The sequence below is a fragment of the Lysinibacillus sp. NPDC059133 genome (genome assembly GCF_042755925.1).
Taxonomy (GTDB): domain Bacteria; phylum Bacillota; class Bacilli; order Bacillales_A; family Planococcaceae; genus Lysinibacillus.
The window spans coordinates 48,969-72,524 of record NZ_JBHZDH010000001.1; the positions used below are offsets into that span (position 1 = coordinate 48,969).

24 protein-coding genes are annotated in these 23,556 nt (G+C 38.7%); 16 read left to right on the top strand and 8 right to left on the bottom strand.

What is annotated here, in order from left to right; genetic code table 11:
* Positions 1 to 94 precede the first annotated feature (94 nt).
* The 6 genes from ACFXN8_RS00215 (at position 95) to mdh (ending at position 4,209) form a co-directional block, all read left to right on the top strand.
* The gene (locus ACFXN8_RS00215; RefSeq protein WP_053482447.1) at positions 95 to 373 is read left to right on the top strand and encodes a BMC domain-containing protein; all 279 of its coding nucleotides are present in this window, start codon (positions 95 to 97) and stop codon (positions 371 to 373) included.
* Positions 374 to 1,121: 748 nt separating this feature from the next.
* The gene (locus ACFXN8_RS00220) at positions 1,122 to 1,712 is read left to right on the top strand and encodes a phosphate propanoyltransferase (protein ID WP_376073324.1); all 591 of its coding nucleotides are present in this window, start codon (positions 1,122 to 1,124) and stop codon (positions 1,710 to 1,712) included.
* Positions 1,713 to 1,724: 12 nt separating this feature from the next.
* A complete protein-coding gene (locus ACFXN8_RS00225; RefSeq protein WP_386841820.1) occupies positions 1,725 to 2,591 on the top strand; it encodes a phosphate propanoyltransferase in 867 nt (288 codons plus the stop codon).
* Between the two features lie 34 nt (positions 2,592 to 2,625).
* Positions 2,626 to 2,910, top strand: a complete 285-nt coding sequence (locus ACFXN8_RS00230; RefSeq protein ID WP_054611001.1) for a EutN/CcmL family microcompartment protein — start codon at positions 2,626 to 2,628, stop codon at positions 2,908 to 2,910.
* A complete protein-coding gene (locus ACFXN8_RS00235) occupies positions 2,903 to 3,262 on the top strand; it encodes a BMC domain-containing protein (protein WP_386841821.1) in 360 nt (119 codons plus the stop codon). Before ACFXN8_RS00230 ends, ACFXN8_RS00235 begins: the two co-directional genes overlap by 8 nt.
* Positions 3,262 to 4,209 (top strand): malate dehydrogenase, encoded by a 948-nt coding sequence (gene mdh, locus ACFXN8_RS00240; protein ID WP_386841822.1) that lies wholly within the window; start codon positions 3,262 to 3,264, stop codon positions 4,207 to 4,209. Before ACFXN8_RS00235 ends, mdh begins: the two co-directional genes overlap by 1 nt.
* A 714-nt stretch (positions 4,210 to 4,923) precedes the next feature.
* Here the strand turns inward: mdh and ACFXN8_RS00245 are convergent.
* Both ACFXN8_RS00245 and ACFXN8_RS00250 read right to left on the bottom strand, forming a co-directional pair.
* The gene (locus ACFXN8_RS00245) at positions 4,924 to 6,066 is read right to left on the bottom strand and encodes an MFS transporter (RefSeq protein WP_386841823.1); all 1,143 of its coding nucleotides are present in this window, start codon (positions 6,064 to 6,066) and stop codon (positions 4,924 to 4,926) included.
* A 64-nt stretch (positions 6,067 to 6,130) separates the two neighbouring features.
* Positions 6,131 to 6,727 carry a TetR/AcrR family transcriptional regulator gene (locus ACFXN8_RS00250; protein WP_376073305.1) on the bottom strand — a complete coding sequence of 199 codons (597 nt, stop codon included), beginning with the start codon at positions 6,725 to 6,727 and terminating at the stop codon, positions 6,131 to 6,133.
* Between the two features lie 186 nt (positions 6,728 to 6,913).
* Here ACFXN8_RS00250 and ACFXN8_RS00255 point away from each other — a divergent pair, with 186 nt between their 5' ends.
* From ACFXN8_RS00255 to ACFXN8_RS00290, 8 genes are all read left to right on the top strand, one after another.
* Complete coding sequence (locus ACFXN8_RS00255; RefSeq protein WP_386841825.1) at positions 6,914 to 7,738, top strand: MerR family transcriptional regulator; 825 nt, start codon at positions 6,914 to 6,916, stop codon at positions 7,736 to 7,738.
* Between the two features lie 248 nt (positions 7,739 to 7,986).
* Entirely contained in the window at positions 7,987 to 9,000 is a 1,014-nt protein-coding gene (locus ACFXN8_RS00260; protein ID WP_386841827.1) for a serine hydrolase domain-containing protein, read from the top strand.
* A gap of 386 nt (positions 9,001 to 9,386) precedes the next feature.
* Positions 9,387 to 9,827 (top strand): hypothetical protein, encoded by a 441-nt coding sequence (locus ACFXN8_RS00265; protein ID WP_376073298.1) that lies wholly within the window; start codon positions 9,387 to 9,389, stop codon positions 9,825 to 9,827.
* Positions 9,828 to 10,359: 532 nt separating this feature from the next.
* A complete protein-coding gene (locus tag ACFXN8_RS00270; protein ID WP_386841829.1) occupies positions 10,360 to 11,856 on the top strand; it encodes a carboxypeptidase M32 in 1,497 nt (498 codons plus the stop codon).
* A gap of 514 nt (positions 11,857 to 12,370) precedes the next feature.
* Positions 12,371 to 13,042, top strand: coding sequence for a response regulator transcription factor (locus ACFXN8_RS00275; RefSeq protein ID WP_386841831.1), 672 nt, complete (start codon positions 12,371 to 12,373; stop codon positions 13,040 to 13,042).
* On the top strand, positions 13,042 to 14,409 hold the full coding sequence (locus ACFXN8_RS00280; protein ID WP_386841833.1) for a sensor histidine kinase: 1,368 nt from the start codon (positions 13,042 to 13,044) through the stop codon (positions 14,407 to 14,409). Before ACFXN8_RS00275 ends, ACFXN8_RS00280 begins: the two co-directional genes overlap by 1 nt.
* Positions 14,410 to 14,649: 240 nt before the next feature.
* Positions 14,650 to 15,600, top strand: a complete 951-nt coding sequence (locus ACFXN8_RS00285) for an alpha/beta hydrolase (protein ID WP_386842149.1) — start codon at positions 14,650 to 14,652, stop codon at positions 15,598 to 15,600.
* Positions 15,601 to 16,030: 430 nt separating this feature from the next.
* Positions 16,031 to 16,969 (top strand): alpha/beta hydrolase, encoded by a 939-nt coding sequence (locus ACFXN8_RS00290; protein ID WP_386841835.1) that lies wholly within the window; start codon positions 16,031 to 16,033, stop codon positions 16,967 to 16,969.
* Between the two features lie 265 nt (positions 16,970 to 17,234).
* Here the strand turns inward: ACFXN8_RS00290 and ACFXN8_RS00295 are convergent, their stop codons facing one another.
* The 4 genes from ACFXN8_RS00295 to ACFXN8_RS00310 all read right to left on the bottom strand — a co-directional run bounded on the left by ACFXN8_RS00295 (position 17,235) and on the right by ACFXN8_RS00310 (position 20,577).
* Positions 17,235 to 18,896: a b(o/a)3-type cytochrome-c oxidase subunit 1 gene (locus ACFXN8_RS00295; protein ID WP_386841837.1), complete on the bottom strand. Its 1,662-nt coding sequence runs from the start codon at positions 18,894 to 18,896 to the stop codon at positions 17,235 to 17,237.
* Complete coding sequence (locus ACFXN8_RS00300; RefSeq protein ID WP_197141285.1) at positions 18,883 to 19,374, bottom strand: cupredoxin domain-containing protein; 492 nt, start codon at positions 19,372 to 19,374, stop codon at positions 18,883 to 18,885. Before ACFXN8_RS00300 ends, ACFXN8_RS00295 begins: the two co-directional genes overlap by 14 nt.
* Before the next feature lie 269 nt (positions 19,375 to 19,643).
* A complete protein-coding gene (locus ACFXN8_RS00305) occupies positions 19,644 to 19,766 on the bottom strand; it encodes a hypothetical protein (protein WP_255349996.1) in 123 nt (40 codons plus the stop codon).
* A gap of 355 nt (positions 19,767 to 20,121) precedes the next feature.
* Positions 20,122 to 20,577 carry a chemotaxis protein CheX gene (locus ACFXN8_RS00310; RefSeq protein WP_386841840.1) on the bottom strand — a complete coding sequence of 152 codons (456 nt, stop codon included), beginning with the start codon at positions 20,575 to 20,577 and terminating at the stop codon, positions 20,122 to 20,124.
* 541 nt (positions 20,578 to 21,118) lie between these two features.
* On the opposite strand from ACFXN8_RS00310, the gene ACFXN8_RS00315 reads away from it, so the two are divergent.
* Together ACFXN8_RS00315 and ACFXN8_RS00320 are read left to right on the top strand one after the other, a co-directional pair.
* Entirely contained in the window at positions 21,119 to 21,733 is a 615-nt protein-coding gene (locus ACFXN8_RS00315; protein WP_386841842.1) for a pyroglutamyl-peptidase I, read from the top strand.
* An 11-nt stretch (positions 21,734 to 21,744) separates the two neighbouring features.
* Positions 21,745 to 21,930, top strand: coding sequence for a LamB/YcsF family protein (locus ACFXN8_RS00320; RefSeq protein ID WP_386841844.1), 186 nt, complete (start codon positions 21,745 to 21,747; stop codon positions 21,928 to 21,930).
* A gap of 159 nt (positions 21,931 to 22,089) precedes the next feature.
* Here the strand turns inward: ACFXN8_RS00320 and ACFXN8_RS00325 are convergent, their stop codons facing one another.
* Together ACFXN8_RS00325 and ACFXN8_RS00330 are read right to left on the bottom strand one after the other, a co-directional pair.
* On the bottom strand, positions 22,090 to 22,410 hold the full coding sequence (locus tag ACFXN8_RS00325) for a DUF4183 domain-containing protein (RefSeq protein WP_386841846.1): 321 nt from the start codon (positions 22,408 to 22,410) through the stop codon (positions 22,090 to 22,092).
* Positions 22,411 to 22,438: 28 nt separating this feature from the next.
* A complete protein-coding gene (locus ACFXN8_RS00330) occupies positions 22,439 to 22,858 on the bottom strand; it encodes a DUF4183 domain-containing protein (protein WP_386841848.1) in 420 nt (139 codons plus the stop codon).
* Positions 22,859 to 23,556: the final 698 nt, after the last annotated feature.

Sequence of the window (23,556 nt, forward strand, 5' to 3'; positions counted from 1 at the left end):
GATCCATCTTTGGATACAGCGGTGGTTCAACAAATTGTTGATCAAGTATTAAAACAAATCACATTACAAAATAAATAATTTGGAGGAATGACAAATGAGTACAGCATTAGGAATGGTAGAAACAAAAGGATTAGTAGGAGCAATTGAAGCAGCAGATGCAATGGTGAAGGCTGCTAGCGTTAACTTAGTAGGAAAAGTACATGTTGGTGGCGGTATTGTCACTGTATTAGTTCGTGGTGATGTAGGAGCCGTAAAAGCAGCTACTGATGCAGGTGCAGCAGCGGCCCAACGTGTTGGAGAACTTTTATCTGTTCATGTAATCCCACGCCCACACCATGAATTAGAATTAATTTTACCAAAAGCAGAGGCTTAATTTTATCTCCAGCAAATAAAGGCGACGGATAGAAAAGTCAAAGTGACGGAAAGAAATGCCGAAGCGACGGAAAGAGCCATCGAAGCGACGGAAAGAATCGCCGAAGCGACGGATAGAGTACGAAGCGACGGATAGAGTACGAAGCGACGAAAAGAATAGTCGAAGTGACAGATAGAGAAGTCGAATCGGCGGATAGAAGAGCTGAAGTACGGATGGAAGTCAAAGCGACGGAAAGAGGTCCGAAACGACGGAAAGAGGTCCGAAACGACGGAAAGAAGAGCCGAAACGACGGAAAGAATCCCCGGAGTGACGGATGGAAGTCAAAGCGACGGAAAGAGGGTCCGAGGCGACGGAAGGAATCACTGGAGCGACGGAAGGAATCTCCGAAGTGACGGATAGAAGTCAAAGCGACGGAAAGAGGGTCCGAGGTGACGGAAAGAAGAGCCGAAGTGACGGAAAGAATCCCTGGAGCGACGGAAGGAATCTCCGAAGTGACGGATAGAAGTCAACGCGACGGAAAGAGGGTCCGAACCGACGGAAAGAAGAGCCGAAGTGACGGAAAGAATCCCTGGAGCGACGGAAGGAATCTCCGAAGTGACGGATAGTAGTCAAAGCGACGGAAAGAGGGTCCGAACCGACGGAAAGAAGAGCCGAAGTGACGGAAAGAATCACTGGAGCGACAGAAGGAATCTCCGAAGTGACGGATGGAAGTCAAAGCGACTAGCTAAAAGATATAGAGGTGGCTAACTTGAATACAGCGACAAAAACATTTCCTGTGGCCATTTCAGCTCGTCATATACATGTCAGTGAAGAGGATTTACAGGCACTTTTTGGTCCGAATGCAGCACTAACGAAGGATTTTGATCTTTCGCAGCCAGGACAGTTTGCAGCCAAGGAGCGTGTCTCTATTGAGGGACCAAAAGGTGTTCTTCACAATGTACGTGTATTAGGTCCTGTAAGAGCGGCAACACAGGTGGAAATTAGTCGAACAGATGCAATGAAATTAGGATTAACCCCTCCTTTGAGACAATCGGGTGATATCGAAAGTTCAGCTGGCATCAAATTAAATAATCAAGAAAAAGAAATAATCATTAAGCAGGGAGTCATTATTGCACAGGCACATATTCATATGACGGAAGAAGATGCGATGGCATTGGACGTTCAAAATAATGAATTAGTATCTGTTGAAGTAGATAGTGAACGACCTGTGACATTTCGTGGGGTAGTAGTTCGTGTATCGAATGATTTTAGTTTAGAGATGCATATCGATACTGATGAAGCGAATGCAGGCTTTATTGAACAGCAAGCTCAAGGGAAAATGATCAGATCATTGACATAAGGAGGAGGTTAGATGCAGGAAAATTTAGTTCAAAAAATCGTCGAAGAAGTATTGCAACAAGTTTTAAAAAATCAGCCTACCTCTCAACATGACGGTAAAATCCCTGTTGGTGTATCAGCACGACATGTCCATCTGGCTCAAGCGGAAGTAGAGCAGCTTTTTGGTGAGAACTATCAATTAACACCTAAGTTTGAGCTTTCACAGCCAGGACAGTTTGCTGCTGAGGAAACTGTTGTTATTGCTGGTCCAAAGGGTTCCATTGAGCGGGTACGCATTTTAGGCCCAGCACGTTCATTATCCCAAGTGGAAATTAGCTGGACAGACGCGATGAAATTAGGGGTTAAACCACCACTAAGAATTTCAGGAGATATAAAAGGCTCTAGCCCCGTTACACTTATTGGTCCAAAGGGCAGTGTGGTGCTAAATGAGGGACTCATTATTGCACAAGCACATATTCATATGTCACCAGCTGACAGTGCTCGGTTCCAAGTAGTGGACGGACAATCGGTACAAATTAAAGTAGAAGGTTTAAGACCGATTATTTTATCAAATGTAACGATTCGCGTTTCAGAGCGTTATCGATTGGAGATGCATATCGATACAGATGAGGCAAATGCCGGTTTAATCCAGCAAGGTGCATTTGCGGAAATTGTCAATGCTCAAGCTAAGGGACAAATGAATGTTCAAGAACTTTCGCCAGTCGTAAGTCAGGCTGAAAAATCATTAAGCTATCAATTTGATAAGAAACTACTTTCGCAAGTAGAAGTGCTTGAAATAGAGGCGCAGGAAATTGTTGTTCCTAAAAAAACAATCGTGACAGCATTGGCTTATGACAAAATACGAGAGTTGAATAAGACGTTAACAATTCGCTCTGAGTAATTATAGTCCATATGGGATAAAGAGGGTGAAGTTCATGCAGATGGGAAGAGTGATAGGTAGTGTATGGGCAACACGTAAAGAAGAAGGGTTGAATGGCTTAAAATTATTAATTATTCAACCAATTGATTCCAATCAACAGCCGATTCGTACAGAAATTGTAGCAGCTGACCGTATCGGGGCAGGAATTGGAGATGATGTGCTCATTACAAGTGGTGGATCATCCCGCTATATTATGAAAGAAAATCCGTTGCCTATCGATGCGGTCATTATTGGTATTATTGATTCTACGGAAGTGATGCGAGGTGAGGATAATGAGTAGTGCAATTGGAATGATTGAGACGAAAGGATTAGTTGGTTCTTATGAGGCAGCAGACGCGATGATAAAGGCGGCAGATGTGACCATCGTAAAACAAGAATTTGTTGATGGTGGCATCGTTACTGTAGTAGTTAAAGGCGATGTTGGTTCAGTTCAAGCAGCTGTAGATGCTGGAAAAGAGGCGGCTAAGCGCGTTGGAGAACTATTAGGCGCTCACGTAATTCCGCGGCCTGATGAAGATGTTTTTCAAATGATTAAAGGACCAGAAGCACCGAAGAAAAAGCCAACAGCAACATCAACGCGTGCTAAAAAAACGACGGAAACAGCAGCTACAGAAAATCGAGGTGAGGCATAATGGCATTTCGAAAAAGTAAAATTGCTGTAATCGGTGCTGGTCATACTGGCGCAACTTTAAGCTTATTTTTGGCACAAAAAGAGCTTGGAGATGTTGTGCTGTTAGATATTCCAGAAGCGGAGAATCCAACAAAAGGAAAGGCGCTGGATTTATTACAAACAGGACCAATCGAAAGGTTTAATGTTTCTATAAAAGGAACGAGTAATTATGAGGATATAGCAGGAGCAAATATTGTCATTATCACAGCAGGTATTCCTCGTAAACCGGGCATGAGTCGGGATGACTTAGTGGCGACGAACGCAAAAATTATTCAACAAGTATCTAGACAAATAAAACATTATGCGCCAAACAGCATAGTCCTAGTACTAAGCAATCCAGTTGATGCCATGACTTATGTTTGCTATAAGGAAACAGGATTTCCGAAAAATCGAATCATTGGTCAATCTGGTGTGTTAGATACAGCACGTTTTAATACATTTGTAGCACAAGAGCTTCAAATTGCAACGGAGGATGTGTCAGGATTTGTCTTAGGTGGGCATGGCGACGAAATGGTCCCTTTAATTCGATATTCCTATGCTGGAGGGATCCCATTAGAGAAACTGATTCCTCAAGACAGACTGCAGCAAATTGTAGAACGTACACGTAAAGGTGGCGGAGAAATTGTTGGTTTGTTAGGTAATGGGAGTGCTTATTATGCGCCAGCTGCTGCATGTGCACAGATGGTCGAAATCATCATGAAAGATCAACGCAAAATAATTCCTTCTATTGCCCTATTAGAAGGAGAGTACGGTTACCACGAATTATTTTTAGGGGTGCCGACAATATTAGGCGGCAATGGAATTGAATCAGTTATCGAATTGCACCTTACAAATGAAGAAAAAACGGCACTTGATCAATCGGCAGAAGCCGTTAAACAAGTATTAACAATTTGTCAAAACATTGGGTAATCAGACTCTATACAACAATAAGATATGTAGGATCCCCAACTATATATCTGTTGTTATAACCTTTAGCTCTTAAAAATGTTTGATTGGAAACCGAACATTGCACTTGAAAGCTAGTCAAAATTCCCCCGAATTTAGAATACGAAGCTCTCTTGATCGTGAAAACGATGAGGAGAGCTTCTTTAGCAGGTGTGTGATTAACAATTTTTATCCATAACAATTTATTTGTAGGCTCTGATTTCCACTACGGGCTACTCGCTTTGTAGCTGCCGCTTTGCTTTCGCTACAGAAAACATTTGTCGCTGACGCTTCGCTTTCGCGCAGAGCAAGGCTTCCTGCGGGCGAGCGTCGAGCCGCTTCCTCCGCTGCGCTTCGTGCAGGGTCTCGTCTGTCTCGCTTTCCCGCGGGAGTCGAGTAGCCCTACGCTATAATCAGTTAAAATGGGTATTCATTAGCAAAATATCAAGAAAAAATCCTTTTATCAGCTAATGATAATACCTATATTTTCCCAATCAACACGACTGTTTCTTTAGTTTCTTATTCAAAATGCAATGGCCCCTATTTAAGATGGATTGGGGTATTCAGACAAGAAGCTACGCATTTTATCCATAGAAAAAGAAGAGACGGATAGAACATCATAAAGGGAGTAGCAGTCGCCGAAAAACGTTTGAGGGAGAAGCGCCCCAAACCAACTTTTGAAGTATCTAAATAGAAACATTAAAATTCCTTCCTTTTATATAAATATGGGAATAATGATAGTAACCCTAGGGTAGCTAAACAAACGCCAATCCACAGAGGTGATATATAGCCATAGCCTTTACTAATACCTAGACCGCCTAGTGATGAACCAATAACAATACCAAGCGTAATAAAAGAACTATGAATGGTATTGATCATCGTACCATTATTAGCTGTTTTCATCACCCTCGCCACCATAGCTGGATTCAGTGCTACACCAGTAAAGCCTATAAAAATAGTAGTAATAACTGCAATATATTTATTTTCAGCTCCTACAGCAAATAAAGACAATGCTACGATTAAAATAATCAATCCACTCAACAGTGTTTCCATTGTATATTTATCAGCAAACTTGCCAATCACTATATTCCCAATGACTGTTGCACTACCATAGAGAGCAAGTAAATATGGAATACTTGCGCTTGAAAAGCCTGTGATATTTGTAAAGATAGGCGTGAAATAACTAAATGCTGCAAACGTACCACCTATAATAAACATACTTGTTATGTACGCTGCCCAAAGATGAATATTTTTAAAGCGCATGAGCTCGTCTTTCCAGTTTAATAGTTCTTTGTTTGGCGATGATGGTAGTAACAATTGAATCATAATCCCGGAAACTAGTACGAGAATAGAAACAAACCAAAAACTAATACGCCAGCCAAAGTTTTGCGAGATAATCGTTGTGATAGGTAAGCCTATGACTGTTGCGATCATTAAACCTGCAAGAACAATAGATGCAGCTTTTCCCCTTGAATTAGGGGGAACCAATGTTGCAGAAAAGGATATGGCAACACCAAATGCTGAAGATGAAGCAATACCAGTAATAATGCGTGAAACCATCATACTATCATAGTTCCAAGCGATAGCTCCGAGCGACTGGCCGATTAAAAATACAAACATTAAAAATAATAATGCTTGTTTACTACGTATTCTTAAGAGAATTGCAGTTAAAATGGGACCTCCTATCACCATTGCTCCAGCATAAGCTGTAATTAAATACCCGATTGAAGATACAGAAACCTGAAATGCAAGAGCAAGCTCGTTCATCATACCTGCAACCATAAATTCAGATGTAGTCATACAAAAAATCGCTAAAGCTAGTAAATAAATAATCGATGGCATAAAAACACTCCTTAAACTTATTATTGTAACGTTCGGTACAAAAATGGTGCTAAAAAAGAGCGCACTAAGCGCCAAAAATAGTTTCTAATGTTCCGTTCATAATCTGTTCAGACAACATCCGATTTTGCATCGAAACATTAAGAACACGAAACCCGTAATAACTGCTTAAAAATAAACTAGCTAATTCCTCGGCTGTTTGATTTTTTGAAATTTCGCCAGTTTGCAATCCTTCCTCCATTACTTTTTCAATTGCTTGTTTAAGAAGCTCGACATGCCGTGAGAAAATTTCTTGAACCATTACGTCATTCTTAGCTCTTTCCACACTGGCATTAATTAACAAACAACCCTTTTGATCAATATTCTCAAAATCTTCCTTTAATGCCCATTCGAAAAAATTACTTAACCGTTCTTTCAATGCAATTGGAGTATTTAACAATTCCTGCTGTTCCTTAATTCCAAACTCATGATAGCGTTCTAATACTTGTTGATATAGTTCATGTTTACTACCAAAAGTATTGTATAAGCTGCCTTTCCCAAGTCCAGTATCATTGCATAAATCCTGTGTAGAACACCCCTCATACCCTCTTATCCAAAAAGTTTTCATGGCGACATCTACAATTGAGGAATAATCAAACTCTCGGGGTCTGCCTCGTTTATTCAAATTGATCCTCCTCTCATTTACATTACTAGAATATCTTTTTTTTGTACTAAACGGTCAATAAAATTTTTCAGTCAAGGAAAGTAAAAGATAAAGAGATAAAAATATAAGTCTTGATTGACTTTGTCCTTAGGGAAAGGTGTATAAATGAATTGTAGCAAGTAACAAATAAATGAGTGAGGTGGTTTTGTGCTATCAATAGGAGAATTCTCAAAAATATGTGGTGTCTCTACAAAAACACTTCGATATTACGATGAAATCGGATTAATTAACCCCGATGAGATTAATGCTGAAAGCGGTTATAGGTATTATTCCATCGAACAACTAAAAAGGATGCTCTATATCAATCGGTTAAAATCGTATCATTTTTCTCTTGAAGAAATTAAAATGATGCTGGAATTAGAAGAGGATCAATCCGAAGACAAGCTTTGTTCAGCTCTTAATCATAAGAGAAAGGAGATTCAAGAAAAACTTAAGGCATTTGAATTCCTTGTAAAACAACTAAGTCATGATATTTCAAACCTAGAAAAAGGGGTACCAATCATGTCGTACCTTGACGATATCGAAGTACAACTGGTTGAGACAAAGCCAAAGAATATCCTTTATAAGCGATTGATATTGAGCAGTGATGATTATGCATCGGGATATGGTCATTATTTTAGCAAGCTGTATGAAAAGATTGCGAAGGAGCAGCTCACTTTACTTGGTAAGCCTATGACGATTTACCATAGCCCTGAATTTAATCCTGCTGGCAATGATACCGAGTTTGCTATTCAGATAGCTGAGTCTGTCAAAAGAACGAGAGATTTGCCAGGTAGCCTCTGTGCTAAATCTGTTTTAAAGGGGGCTTATCCCGAATTGACATCTGTCTATGTTAATTTGATGAAGTGGATTGAAAACGAGGGTTATGAACTGATATCGCCACCATATGAAATATATGTAACAGATCCAAATCAAGCAAATGCCCCTGAGGAGTATGTTACTGAGGTATATTTTCCTGTAAAGAAAAGATGACAAAAATCAATTATGCCTCGGCATAATTGCGTCCGGAATCGGCTTTGTGTTTGCACAAAGAGCTCCTTTCCGATTCCGTGACATCCGCCGGAGGCTTTAACTTCTTTCAGCGGATGCTTGGACACCTGCTGGAAAGTGACTTAAAACTGCATCCATCTCACTACTAGAGGTGGGAGACTTCTGTACCTGTCGCTACGCTTTCGGTACATAAAACATTTGCTGAAAGAAGTTAAAATTAGGAGGTTCTTATGCAAACAACAATAAATTGGCAATCGGTAAAGCCTGAAAACATATATATGAATAATGAAAAGCTTTCCAAGCTAGAGCAGGTGATAAAAAGTGATTATAACAATATAAATGGCATTGTTATCATTAGAAATGGTCATTTAGCTTATGAAAAATATTTTAATGGCAAAGGTCGTGATGATTGTCACCATGTAGCATCTGTAACAAAAAGTGTACTATCTGCACTTATAGGCATAGCTATTGATAAAGGATATATTAAAAGTGTTGAACAGAAGGTATTAGATTTTTTTCCTGAATATATGTCTGATGCTGATCAGCAAAAACAACAGATTACGATACGACATCTTCTCACGATGACAGTACCTTATCCATTTGAGGATTGGCATGAGCCACTAGATATGCTATGTCAACAGAAGGATTGGATAAAGTATACACTTGAATTAATGGGTGAAAATGGGAATGTAGGTACTTTTAAATATTCTACAGCTGGAGCACATGTGTTGTCAGCTATTCTTACGCAAAGTACAGGCAAGAGTGCACGAGCGTTCGCCAATGAACATTTGTTTACACCGCTAGGTATGAAAGAAATTCCGAACTATCAAATGAATGCCTATGGGTTTGATGATTTATTCGGGAAAAACGTCAAGGGGTGGGTTCATGATCCGAAAGGTCATTCGACAGGTGGATGGGGACTAACATTAACTACCCGTGATATGGCCCGATTTGGCTACCTCTATTTAAACAATGGCATTTGGGATCATAATAGGATTCTCTCAGAGACCTGGATTCGTGAATCAACAGAAATAAACCAAAACAATTACGGTTATTTATGGTGGCTACGACAAGAAGATGGACTTTCTACATATTTAGCCATAGGGGATGGAGGTAATATGATTTGTTGTATACCGAAAATGAATATGGTTGTGGCAATTAGTTCAGAATTCATCATGAATCCACGAGATAGATGGCCATTAATTAAAGAATATATAATCTCAGCGGTAATAAATAATCAATAATTTTATATATAAAGAGAGGGGTATAAAATATAAGGCTAATTTCCTTTCCAACTGGGTTGGTGCACGCTTGCTTCAAGTTTCATCTGTAACTATCCCCAACGTATCGCTCCTAATCAACTTATGACATACGTTTTAAACCCCAAACTTTGTTGATGAACCAAAAGTAATATTAAATACTTATACCAATCATATTAATCCCATTGCTCAAGATAAAATTTTGATCCCATCAGATTAGACAATAGGCTATAATAAATAGTCTATTGTATTTTTTTGATGAAGTTTTCTCTAGGAAGAAACGTATTGAAAGGCCCCTTCCTGAAGGTCGCTCTCACTACATCTTCAGTTTGAGGTTAAATTATACTTTTAAAATAAAGTGAGGGAAAGAAATGGTTAGCTACTTGGTCGTCTTAATTGTCATTGTACTTATAATGTTAAGGGAGAAACAAGTTAGACCAGCTCGATTGTGGGTCATACCGGTTTTGTTAATTGGTGTAGTGTTTTCTACTATTTCAAGTATTAAATTAACGCCTTTAAGTATTATGATATATATCAGTTGTTTAATGTTTGGATTGGGTATAGGAGTATGGAAAGGAAAACTAGAAAAAATTCGTATGAATCATACTAGAGGAATCGTAACTACACAAAGCTCTATTGCTGGTATTATTTTATTTTTCGGGATTCTTCTTGTGAGGATACTGGTAGGTCATTGGAGTAGAGAGCATGCATTGATTTCATTAACAAATGCTCTTATGTTCATACCACTTGGTAGTATTTGTTCTCGTCGCTATATTATCTTTTTGAGATACAAACAACTTATGGGTGAATGAAGAATTATATATATAGAAGTTTTTTAAATAAGTCATAGTGATTTTTATTCTGTATTTAGCTTTTCTAACGTCATCTAGCATATGTAGTGGTAACAAAACAATTTTTTATAAGAATAGTGCTTGTAGTTGAACAGAATAATTTAATTCTGTTTTGGATAGATGCAGCCTTCGATTGTCCATACTTGGCCAATGTAGGCAAAGCTGTAATTCTCTTTGTCTACTTCTCAATAAGTATTTCCTATTTAGTTTGTCCGCCAGATACATAACCACTTAATGATGTAACTTCACCACTCATGTAGTATGCAGCAGTATAGCATAATAATCCTCGTTTTGATTAAATGATCTCCTGAACTCGTTATAGAAAATCCAATATTAGGATCGAAATCCCTATACATTCTTTTCGACATAGCTTTAAATTTTTGTAGAATCCATATTTAGCTGTAGGAGTAGAAGAAGGAAAATACTAAAAGTCCATAATATACAAAATTTTCGAAAATATGATAAACTAGTAGCGTGAAAAGGAGGATGAAGTATGACTGTTCAACAATTTACTGATTATGTGAAAAAGATGCAGCACTACGGAGAAGCATTAGGTGTGATTTATTGGGATATGCGTACCGGTGCACCTAAGAAAGGGTTAGCTCAGCGTTCAGAGGTAGTTGGAACATTATCTGCCTCCTTATTTGACATGCAAACTAGCGAAGAATTAGGGGAATTACTAACGGATCTAGAGGGGCAAAAGGCAGATCTCGATTATGTTACGCTGCGTTTAGTAGAGAAAGTACGTAAAGAGTACGATCAAAACAAAAAAATTCCAGCTGATGAATATAAGAAATTCGTCATTCTACAATCTAAAGCAGAAACAGTATGGGAAGAAGCAAAGGCAACGAATAATTTTGCATTATTCCTCCCTTATTTAGAAGAAATTATAAGCTTGCAGAAGAAATTCATTCAATATTGGGGTATTAAAAACGGTTCTCCGTACAATACATTACTAGATTTATATGAACCGGATATGACGACTGATGTTTTAGATCAAGTTTTTGGTGAATTACGTGAAACAATCGTTTCTCTTGTACAAAAAATTGCAGATTCACCAAATAAACCAGATACAAGCATATTATTTAAGCATTTCCCGCGTGAATCTCAACGTGCATTATCATTAGAAATGTTAGCACAACTTGGCTATGATTTTGATGCAGGTCGCTTAGACGATAGTGTGCATCCATTTATGATTGGCTTAAACCATGGAGATAATCGTATTACAACAAAATATGATGAGAATGATTTCCGCTCAGCGATTTTTGGAACAATCCATGAGTGTGGGCATGCCATGTATGAACAAAATATCGATGCGAAGCTTGATGGTTTACCGTTAGCATCGGGTACGTCGATGGGAATACATGAATCTCAATCTTTATTTTATGAAAATTTTGTTGGCAGAAACGAAAAGTTCTGGGAGCAGAACTACGAACGATTGCAAAAATATTCACCTGCACAATTTGGTGATGTAGCATTAGCTGATTTCCTACGAGCGATTAATATGGTGGAACCTTCGTTTATTCGCATTGAAGCAGATGAGTTAACATATCCACTACATATTATGATTCGCTATGAAATTGAACGTGACCTATTCAATGGCGATCTTCAAGCGAAGGATCTTCCACAAGTATGGAATGATAAATACGAAGAATATTTAGGCATTCGTCCTGAGACAGATGCAAAAGGGGTACTACAAGATATGCACTGGTCAGGGGGCATGTTTGGCTATTTCCCATCCTATGCTTTAGGAATGATTTATGCTGCACAATGGAAGCATGCAATGGATAAAGATATTCCAAACTTTGATGAGCTATTAGAAAAGGGAGAGCTTCTTCCAATTCGAGAGTGGTTAACAGACAAAGTCCATCAATACGGTGCACTGAAGAAGCCGTTCGAATTGCTCCATGAGGCGACAGGGGAAGGCTTAAACGCTAAATATTTAGCAAATTATTTACAAGAAAAATATACGAAGCTGTATCAGCTCTAAAGCTCAAAGCGATTTCTCGTAACAGAGAAATCGCTTTTTAAAAAGCAAAATGGTCAAGAAAATTACTATGAATGTTGTGTCGCTTTCAATGAATGTGATTTTTGTTCCAGGCTACTCGCTTTCGCTCAGGCAAAACCCTGTTCCTGCAAAATTTTAGCTATTAAGTGTGGGTCTTATGCAAGTGAATTGTTTACACTTGGGACGTGGACAGAGGCACTTTAGCGTTTTGTTCTTCTTTAGTAGCGTTGCATAAATGTCGATATCATAAGTTGTAGTAGTTATCTGGGAATTATCACGTCTGGGCAATGGCTTAAACGGAAGGATCACCACGTAGGCAGTTTGTGTCCATTTAGTATTTCCATCTATATCAAGTTCGGCGTTCCGGTAATCGAATAAGTAAACGAGGGCGCATTTAATGATATTCCAGTCCTTAATTATAGGAAGAATAGGGGTAATTCAATTTAATTTATAGTATAATGATTATTTCAATAATGCGATGGAAAAGAGGGAACGGATGCCTACTATACTGGTTGCTGACGACGACGCGAACATTCGCGAACTCGTCTGTTTATTTCTACGCAACGACGGATTCGCAACAGTCGAAGCCGCGGACGGCAAGGAAGCACTGGCCATCTACACATCAACGCAAGTCGATCTTGTCGTGCTCGACATTATGATGCCGATTATGGATGGTTGGACGTTATGCAAGGAGCTCCGAAGGGCCAATCCTGATCTTCCGTTACTTATGCTGACTGCAAGGGGCGAAACATGGGAAAAAGTGAAAGGATTTGAACTTGGAGCGGATGATTATTTGACTAAACCATTCGACCCGTTGGAGTTGTCGGTTCGTGTTAAGGCACTATTGAAACGATTCCGAATTGGCTCCACGCAAAAAATCCAGTTCGGCAACGTCATCCTTGATCGACAGACTTATAAGGTGATGAGGGGGACGGAGTCGCTCACGTTACCGCTCAAGGAGTTCGAATTACTTTATAAGCTCGCCGGAACACCCGGGCAAGTCTATACGCGAGTGCAGTTGATCGATCAAATTTGGGGGATTGATTACGCTGGAGATGATCGAACGATAGACGTACATATTAAACGTTTGCGCGAACGATTCGCGACTACAGCCGATTTTCGTATCGAAACGGTACGTGGGCTTGGTTACCGCCTTGAGGTGGACTAATGATCAAATCTTTATATACACGCGTAGTCCTGATATTTCTAGTCTCCGTAATCGGGGGCACGATCATTGCTTTTTTTGTAGCAACTTGGGTATTTGAAGATAAATTGAACGAGAACCTGCAAATCCCCTTACTTAATTTTGGTCAGGACATCGCCCGTATTTATGAGACATTACCGTTAAGTGAAGCGAACACATTCGTAAGTGGAATGAATCAGCTCAAATCCTATCATATTCGAATTTATGAAGAAACGGGTCAGTTCCAGTCTTATGGAGCGCTTAGCGGAGACAAACCTGCCACTGTGACGATGAAACAGGTGACAAAAGTACTGGGTGGGGAAATTGTTCAAGTCAATCCGAGTGGTGTTTCTACTGTTCTCTTAGGGATGCCGTTGACAACTGAAATGGGAACGAAAGCGATGTTTGTAGAACCGATTTCCCTCCCTTCCACCTCTTTTGTAATAAAGTGGATTTTGAACTTTTCAACCTATTCGTTGATAGCAGGAAGCCTATTGATTCTGGTTGCTGCCATGTTCCTAGTCAAACCAATCAAAAAGCTGACAAAAGCGACTAGACATATAGCAGGTGGAGATTTTAACGTTAAGCTGAATATTAAGCAAAAGGGTGAGCTAGGTACTTTAGCTCGCAGCTTCGAAGAAATGATGCACGATCTACAGCAACTTGAGCAGATGCGTAGGGATTTCGTATCGAATGTGTCGCATGAAGTTCAGTCGCCGCTTACCTCGATATCCGGTTATGCTTTAGCGCTCAAGCAAGTAAACCTCGCAGATAACGAGCGGAGCCGTTATCTCGATATTATAATTGCTGAAGCAGATCGGATGTCCAAGATGAGCGATAGCCTGCTAAAGCTGAGTTTGCTTGAATCGCAGTCACAGCAACTGCGGCTGGTCACGTTCAGCCTTGATGAACAGATCAGACGAGTCATCGTCGCTATCCAGCCGCAATGGTCGGCTCGCAACATCCGTTTCGAGCTCAATTTGAACGCTGTTCGCCTAATGGCTGATCATGATCAATTAAACCAGGTATGGACGAACATAATCGGCAATAGTATCAAATTTTCCAAAGATGGCGGAGTTATTAACATTAGCATCAAACAAGATATCAAAAATGTGACAGTCCGAGTATCCGACACGGGCATTGGTATTTCCTTAGAGGATCAGAAGCGTATATTCGAGCGGTTTTTTAAGGCTGATCGTTCCCATAGTCGTAAGTATGATGGCAGTGGTATGGGACTCGCCATCGTTAAACAGATCGTATCGCTTCATCAAGGCGACATTCGAGTGGAAAGCGAGCCTGGCCGAGGAACGACTGTCATTGTCACTTTGCCAATCACAACACCAACAGAGTAATTAGATTCATGTTGTACATTCGAATTATTTAAACGTCCTCGTATTTCCCAAGTTACGGCGTCATATGCAAACTTTCTTGCATGTGACGCCGTAACTTTTTTTGTTTGTTCATATTCCGTTCATATTGTTGTCATAGGGAGTACATCTTCGTCCTATAAGCTATCCTTAATGGCCCATATAAGATGTCTAGTAAATAGATAAAAAAAGGAGAAGATGAGAGTGAAACTAAAAGAAGAGGTAATGAAAATGAGGATGGGTAAACCACTTATCTTTATACTTAAAGCAATAGGAGTTATAGCTATTGCAATAGTACTTTTTCTGGTCATTATTTTTATTGTTAATATTGTCTGTAACAAATCGGAGCAAGAAAAAATAGAAACTTATGGTCAGTCTGTAACAGTAGACGGAAAAAATATGAATGTGTTAATTCAAGGAGAAGGCGAAGAAACCATCGTGCTCCTACCTGGCTATGGAACAGCGGCACCAGCACTTGATTTTAAGCTGCTCATCGATGAATTATCTCCATTTTACAAAGTTGTCGCGATTGAGCCTTTCGGATATGGATTAAGTGATGAAACCGATAAAAAACGAAGCACTGAGAATATTGTCAGTGAAATGCATGAAGCTTTACAGCAGCTTAATATTGACCATTTTACGCTAATGGGCCACTCCATTGCAGGTATCTACGGCCTTGATTATGTCAACAAATATCCAAACGAAGTGAGTGCATTTGTAGGCATTGATACTAGTGTTTCTACACAAGGCGGTATGGATGTCAAATTTCCATTAAAAACATTCGCGTTTCTCGAAAAATCAGGTCTTTTGAGATTAATCAAGAAAGTAGGTACAGACCCCTATGCTGAACTAGTATTTGATGATCAAGCCAAAGAGCAAATGAAAATGATTTCAAATAAAAACTCATATAAAGCCACTACCTTGAATGAGATGGAACATATTTCTTCTAATTTTAAAAAGGCTCAAAATTTAACATTCCCTAAAGATCTTCCGCTTCTTTTATTTGTACAAGCAAATAATACGGACAGGGAAAATTGGGTATCACTGCATGAAGAGCAAGCTAAAGAGTCAATGCTTGGAAAAGTAATAACATTGGATGGATCACATTATTTACACCATAGCAAATTCAAAGAAATCGCTGAAAACTTTAGAGAATTTATGAAAGAATTAAAGTGAATGTGAGAAAGGTCCCTGATATTATCCCGCATTAACGGTCAGTAAGACGCCTGCCTCAAGTGGAAAGATGTGAACGAGTCAATTAGGTGGGCGATCAACTGAGCGTAAAAGCCCGATTGGTTCAACTAACAATCAATGGAGGATGAAGAAAACCCCCACTGATAGGAGTTTCACTTTTATTTATTAAAGCGAACCCGTTCGAGATTCATATTGCATACCGTAGCATTTTTTTACTTGTTCATACTCCGTTCATATTGTTGTCATAGGGGGTATATCTTCGTTGTATAAGCTGTTCTTAACGGTTTGTGAAGGTAGCCGGAATACACTGATGTGGATAGAAGATACGAATAGAGAATGAAAGGGAGGGGAGGCACGAGTACAGGTAGAAAACGAGCTACAATTGCCGTTCTACACCACTCGTGCAAAAATAATGAAAAAAGCGTTTAACATTATAGTTAAATTATTAGGAGTTTTAGCTATAGCAATAGTACTTTTTCTAGCTATTGTTTTTATAGTGAATAAGGTTAGTAACAAATCGGAGCAAAGAAAAATAGAATCTTATGGTCAGTCTGTAACAGTAGACGGAAAAAATATGAATGTGTTAATTCAAGGAGAAGGCGAAGAAACCGTCGTGCTCCTACCTGGTTATGGAACAGCGGCTCCAGCACTTGATTTTGAGCCGTTAGTGAAAGAGTTGTCTCCTTATTACAAGGTCATCGTGATCGAGCCTTTTGGTTATGGACTTAGTGATGTAACGGAAAAGGAACGAATCCTGGAGAATATGGTAAATGAAATTCATGAAGCATTGCAGAGTCTAAACATTGACCGATATATTCTAATGGGCCACTCCATTTCAGGCATTTACGGTCTGGATTATGTGAACAAATATGAAAACGAAGTAAGTGCATTTGTTGGGATCGATAGCAGTGTTCCAACGCAGGGTGATACAGATGATCCATTCCCATCAGGAACATATAAACTGCTCAAAAACTCAGGTTTCTTCCGATTGTTAATGAAACTGAGCCCTGACCAATTGGTTGCACCAACCGTAGATGATGAAACAAGAGAACAAATCAGAATCCTCACGCTCAAAAACATGTTTAATCCGAACATCCTAAGTGAAGGCGAACATTTTAGCCCTAATTTTAAAGCTGCTGAAAACTTGACCTTCCCCAAGAATCTTCCTGTTATTTTCTATTTACAAGCGAATGATACCGAAACGGAAGGATGGATACCATTGCATGAAGAGCAAGTCAAAGATTCTGTACATGGAAAAGTGATAACATTTGAAGGAGGACATTATTTACACCATACCAGATCAAAGGGAATCGTTGAAAACTTCAGAGAATTTATGAAAGAAGTAAAGTGAATGTACTGAGTAAGGTCTCTCCATGATTTTATCCCGCATTAACGGTCAGTAAAACGCCCACCTCAAGTGGAAAGATGAGAACGAGTCAACGAGGTCTAAGAAGCCCACGCCCCCAGGAAAGCGCCCAGCCGGAACGGAAATCAACCCCTCGTTTTGCCGAAAAGCTATACTTTATTATGACACCTTAATTGCATTTTTTTTCAGCAAAGTAAAAAGCGATTTCTCAGCTAGAGAAATCGCTTTTTTATGAAGATGCAAAACAGTGTTACCAAAGCTTATAGCCTTTAGAGCCAGGAGGAGAATTAGAAATAATATCGATAATTGGAATAGTATAAGCAAATAAAATTAATGCTACTAAAATAACTAGCCATACTTTAAAGTTTTCTAAGATAGCTGGTGTCGTACCACTATTTTCATGTGCTTCACCAACTGGGAATTCCTCTTCGCCTTTTGGTGCAAACCATGCTAATTTCACCACAATATAAAGAATGAGTAAGATAGCGATGAACAGAATTGTGCCACCGACTGCTTGAGCGATTTGATAAGGAATCCAATCATAAGCTTGTTGAGCACCGCCATACTCAGAATAATCAGATCGACGAGGTGCACCGAGCAGACCAGCGATATGCATTGCGGAAGACATAATCGTCATCCCAGCAGCCCATAAAATAGCGGCAAAATTACCAAGATTATTTAAAGACTTTGTCAGTGTACGACCTGTTAAATATGGAATTAACCAAAATGCAGCACCAAAATAAGTTAATACGGCTGTTGTTGCAATCGTTAAATGGAAGTGCCCTGTAACCCAAATAGTATTATGGATTAATTGGTTCATTTGGTAAGAAGCATTGATGATACCGCCTGCACCACCAGGAATAAATGCTAACATACCGATAAATGGCACGAAGAAACGAGCATCTTTCCATGGTAATTTTTTAAGCCAGCCGAAAAGCCCTTTCCCACCTAATTCACGACCGCGTAATTCAAACATTGCAAACATCGAGAAGGCCGTCATTAAGGATGGTACGATTACCGCAAATGTTAAAACAACTTGTATGAATTTCCATGTACTATCAATACCTGGCTCTGTTAATTGGTGATGGATCCCAACGGGTACAGAAAAAATTAAGAACAGCATAAATGACAGTCTTGCTAAAGAATCAGAGAAAATTTTTCCTCCAATAACCTTAGGAATAATGACATACCAAACCATGTATGCTGGTAATAACCAGAAGTACACAAGAGCATGACCGAAATACCAGAACAATGTGCGGGATAGTGCTACATCAACACGTTCGATAAAGCCTAAGGACCATGGAAGTAACTGGAATAGAACAGAAACAGCTACACCTAGAGTTGCTACGAACCACATTAAATTATTGACAACAACCATAAATGACAATAATGGGCTTCGTTGTCCGCTACCTTTGTTTTCTTTACGCCACTGTGCATATCGTAAAATTTGACCTGCGCCGCCAACCCAAGAACCAACAACGACTAATGTAAGGCCTAAATAGAATATCCAGTGAGCTTTCAGTGGAGCATAGAACGTATATAAAACAGATGCTTCGTTCAGTAGAACCATTACTGCAGCTGCTGCTGTACCAATAGTCATTAACCAGAAGCCAATCCAGCCAAGGCGACGTTGACCATCTGAAAAAGTCCCTGACGTACGACTAACACTGGCAATTTGGAAACCGTAAATAAAGAACGTTGTTAAAATAAGACCGAGTAAAACACCATGTACAGTTAAAACTTGATAGTAACCAATGCCTGCTGGTAATGTAAATTGACCAGAACGAACGAAAACCTGTAATAAACCTGCAAGACCCCCTAATAATAATGCGATGAATGCCACGTAAATATGTGCCATTGCTAGCTTCGCATCACGACGATCCACTTTTGTCAAATTATTATTGAGACTCATTTGGATCCACCACCTTTAGCATAGAGTGCATCATCGTATGTCCTGTACCACAGTATTCGTTACATACGATTAAAAACTCTCCTACTTTATTTACTTCAGTCACATATTCAGAAATGTAACCAGGTTCTAGCATCATATTAATATTTGTACCTGCAACTTCAAAACCGTGCATAACATCCGCACTTGTTGCGATAAATTTCACCTTAGCTCCTAGAGGAACTTCAATTTCTGGCGGATTGTAATTAAATGCTGATGCTAAAACAACCACTTCATAGTCCCAATCCTTACCTTCTACTTTGTGAACACCAGGATTATCGAAGGGAGGAAATTCATTTACTTTCTCATAATCTAGTGTTTTTTTACCATTGTTCGGATGTGAGCCTTGATGAAATGCACCAATGCCGAGAATGATAAGGAATGCTACTAAAGTAGTAACTCCGAATACAAGCCAATACTTCTCATACTTATGTAAGTGCATATGTCTCTGTCCTTTCTTAGTAGAATCAATTATGCCTCGGCATAATTGCGTCCGGAATCGGCTTTGTGCTTAGGCCTGCACGAGGGCCGACACGATGTCGGTCATTTCGGTAATGCCACAGGACGTGGCGTTTTTACCGATGCAGGTCAGTTAGCCGTTATCGCATGGATGCGATGATTTTAGGCTAACATCCTCTAAGAACTCCTTTCCGATTCCTTGTCATCCGCCGGAGGCTTTAATTTCTTTCAGTGGAAACCCGCTGAAAGAAGTTAAAAACGATTGATGAACAAATCGAAGCAGTACGCCCAAAGCAAGATAATAATGATTCCTACTCCAAATACTGCATAGAGTGAACCTTTTAAATTTTCATCTGACTTTTTTTTATTTGCCATTTTTGCTCCTCCTTCGCTTTTATTGTGTCTTTCTTATTGCCATGATATATAAATAAATTTCTTTTTGATGTGAAAAAAATCACACATCTTGGCGGATTATGTGAAAAAAATGTGAAAGATTGAGGAGGTGATAAAAAAAAGCCACCTCAATAGTCATTGAGATGGCCGCGTTTGGGTTGAAAATGAAGTGATTTTTATTGAAATCTATTATTTTTCAAGAAATTTTACTATTTGAAATTTAGACTGAGCCTTATGGGTTATCCTCCGTTTATTAAAGAGAATGAAAAAGCGTGATCATAAATATTTATGTATGGGCATAGGATGTATCAGTTGAATTGTCCAAAATTCTAGAACTCTATTCTTCTTCAATTGTTAAAAGAACTGTCAGTGGACCAACGTCTGGAATTGTGACAGGGAGTATAAAGGCCTTATCAAAGCCATATAATTTTGTGTTACCAACCATCACTGTAGGCGGTGTGATATCAATCTCCAAGCTTTCTTGTCCTACGGTAGTACATAGATTTCCTGCGATCATATTTCCAAATTCCCCTGTAAAGGATTCCAACATTTCTCCTTCGAGAGGCATACCAAACATCGTATTGCCGATGCCACTAAATGTCTCAGGAGAAGAATCAATAATTACTCGGCCCTTTAAATCTCCTATTAAACCAATTAAAACGCCCATTTGCTGTTGTTGAAATGGTTCAGAAATAATACTCGGCGTTTTCACTTCTATATCCATAGGTAGAATAGACTTTAAAGCGTGAATTGTCCCGTTTAAAATAGTTTGAAAGTACTTCGAATTACTCATCTTTACCGCATCCTTTTTCCGACTTTTCTACATCTTACCATGTTAAATGGGTAAGATGAAAGTATGTCTTGACGAATTAATGGGAAATTTATATTATATTAATGAGAATGATTTTCAAAATCAATAAATTAACGATTAAGTCTTTTTGAACATAAATTTTTATATAAAAAGGAGCGGTCAGCGATGACATTTGTATTTATTGGAGCAGCGGTGGTTATCTATCTTGGGGTTGGAAAACACGTCATGAAACAGGCGACTGCACATTTAAAATAAGAGAACAATCAATAACGACAATTTTCATACAAGTAGAGCATGGTCTAAGCAATTTTGAGATCATGCTTTTTTTATACGAAAATATTTGTCTTTCATACTTTCGTGGCAATCAAGAGAAAAAGAATAGTTTGTTTTTTCTGAAATATGTTGAAAATGAGAATTGTTTTTTTGTAGTATGGTTACGAGGCGATCAGTATCTGTCCAGTAAATAACAAATAAAAATGGATGGGCAATCAAGCAGCGTCCTATAGAAATTTAGGTGAAGAAAATGACAAAAATATTATTAACAGGGTTTGTACCATTTCTTGAGTATAAAATAAATCCAACAATGCAAATTGTAGAAAATTTAAATGGGGAAAAGATGGGTGGCTATGAAATTGTAGGACGCATTTTGTCTGTAGATTTTCAGCAATCTGCTCAGCAGCTGAAACAATATATTGCTGAGATAAAGCCACAAATCATTATTTCATTAGGCTTAGCTGGAGGACGTTTTAAAATAACGCCTGAGCGAATTGCGATTAATATTAAGGATGGGGAAGCAGATAATAATGGCTATTCACCAGTAGATGAGCGCATTTATGATGATGGTGTAGATGCCTATATCACGAATTTACCTATTAGAAATATGGTGAATCGATTATGCAAAGAAGGGTATCCAGCGGAAATTTCAAATACGGCGGGTACCTATTTATGCAACAATATTATGTATGAAGGGCTAGTTTACGCGAAGCAACATAAAGAGGTCCGTGCTGGATTTATTCATATTCCTGCGTCATTTGATTTGGCGATTCAGCATGGAAAAATACCGGGATGGAATATCCAAGATTTAATAACTTCCATTAAGCTTTGTATAGAGGAGACAATTCGTGCAACAAATGATTGATTTTCCTATTAGTGAGTCGATTACAATCAGATGCATTGATTCAAACAGAGGAAGAAATGCTTGTACATGTCAAAAGTATTCTAACATCAAATGAAGTGATGTCAGTACAGCAAAAGAAAATTAAAATTTCTGCGCAAACACTATGTATACACGGAGACGGTCAGCATGCACTGGATTATGCAAAAAAAAATTTCTGAGCTTAAATGTCAAAAGGATAATTAGAAATGTAGAATGGATGCCCTAAAATTTTTAAGGCATCCATTATTTTAATTATATGAAGTTTATTCTTTTATAATATATTTTTGTATAGATTCGTATAACAACATATATTTCTCTATCCGATTTCGCCAAGGTGATTAAAGTGTAGTCACTAATTCAACAGCCTCAACAATAATTGGTGTTCCTGCTGATAAAGTGCCTGTAACAGTATGGAATGTTAATTCTGTTGCAGAAACTGAGTAAGAACCACCTTCCTGAAGCACCCCATTTATATATAAATTATAGTACCCGTTTGTTGCGATTAGGAAAGTAGTTGCAGCAGAACCGCTATCATTTAAAAAGGTAGTAGCGGCAACCGTTGTACCATCAGAGATCGTTAAGGGTGCAGCTAAAACATTGAAAAATCTAGTCGAAGTACCTGTAACATTGACATGAATATTAATAATAGAAAGTGCCACTATTTTCACCTCCTTTCAGGTTTGTTACTTACATTGTAGAAAAACCTAATGATTCTATGATGATTGGAGTACCTCTATAAATTGTTGAATTATCTGGACTTAAGGTTAACGAGGTTGGAGCTATGTTGTAAATTCCACCTTCCTGCATTACGGCATTGATATAAAGATTTACGTAGCCATTCGGATTAAAAATCTTAAATTCAGTTGCTGGGTTCCCATCATCATCCCAAAATTGGCTAGCAGGTAGAGTCACCCCATTCGTTAAATTAATATCCGATGTAGCAATATAGAAATATCTATTTATAGTAGGAATAATATTTCCAGTAGGTTCAATTACTGGGGGAGGGTCTACCGAAGGAATGGTACTAGCTTTTATACGAGGCCAAATAAACCGATCTTCACATCCACATTCTTGCTCGATTTTTTGGTGATTCCTAAAGTTCACCATATTTTTATCACTCCATTTAATTATTATTTCCTTCAGTTATCTTTGTATTTTTCACTATTATTAGTATTGCAATCACACATCAAACTTTTTTAAACTTTATTTTCCTTACTTTAAAATATGAAGAAAATTATTATTTACTTAGTTGTACATCCATTTTGAAATAGAATTTAGTAGTTTTTAGAAAAATAATGACCATAATGGAAATCAACTAAGATACATGGCATAGGGTTTAACAAACAACATACCCTGAATGTAATTAGCCTGAATAGTGCTTTATTTTTTTTGATTAAACAGGACGATTTGGATGAATATGGCGTCTGAAACCCCGATATCTATGCTTTTCAAAGTAAATTAGTGTTATACTTTGCGTGTCGAATAAGGTAGAATATTAATTATGACTATCTTCATTCAGAAAAACTACCACCTCTGAAGTGGTAAGATGAATTCGGATATAGTTCCTTTCCAAACAAGACTGAAATAGAGGAACTCAGTCTAAAAACGCCACGTCCTGTGGCAACGACTGAGTGACCAACATCGTGTTGCTGTCGCTACGTTAGCACTGCGCTTTCGCACAAAAAACATCTGTTGACCTAAAGTCTCCGGCGGATGTCACGGATTTTTAAAGGAGTGAATTGTGCTCGCACAATTCAAAATCCGGACGCATTGTTTATCTGTGCGAAAGCGGCAGCAACAAATAC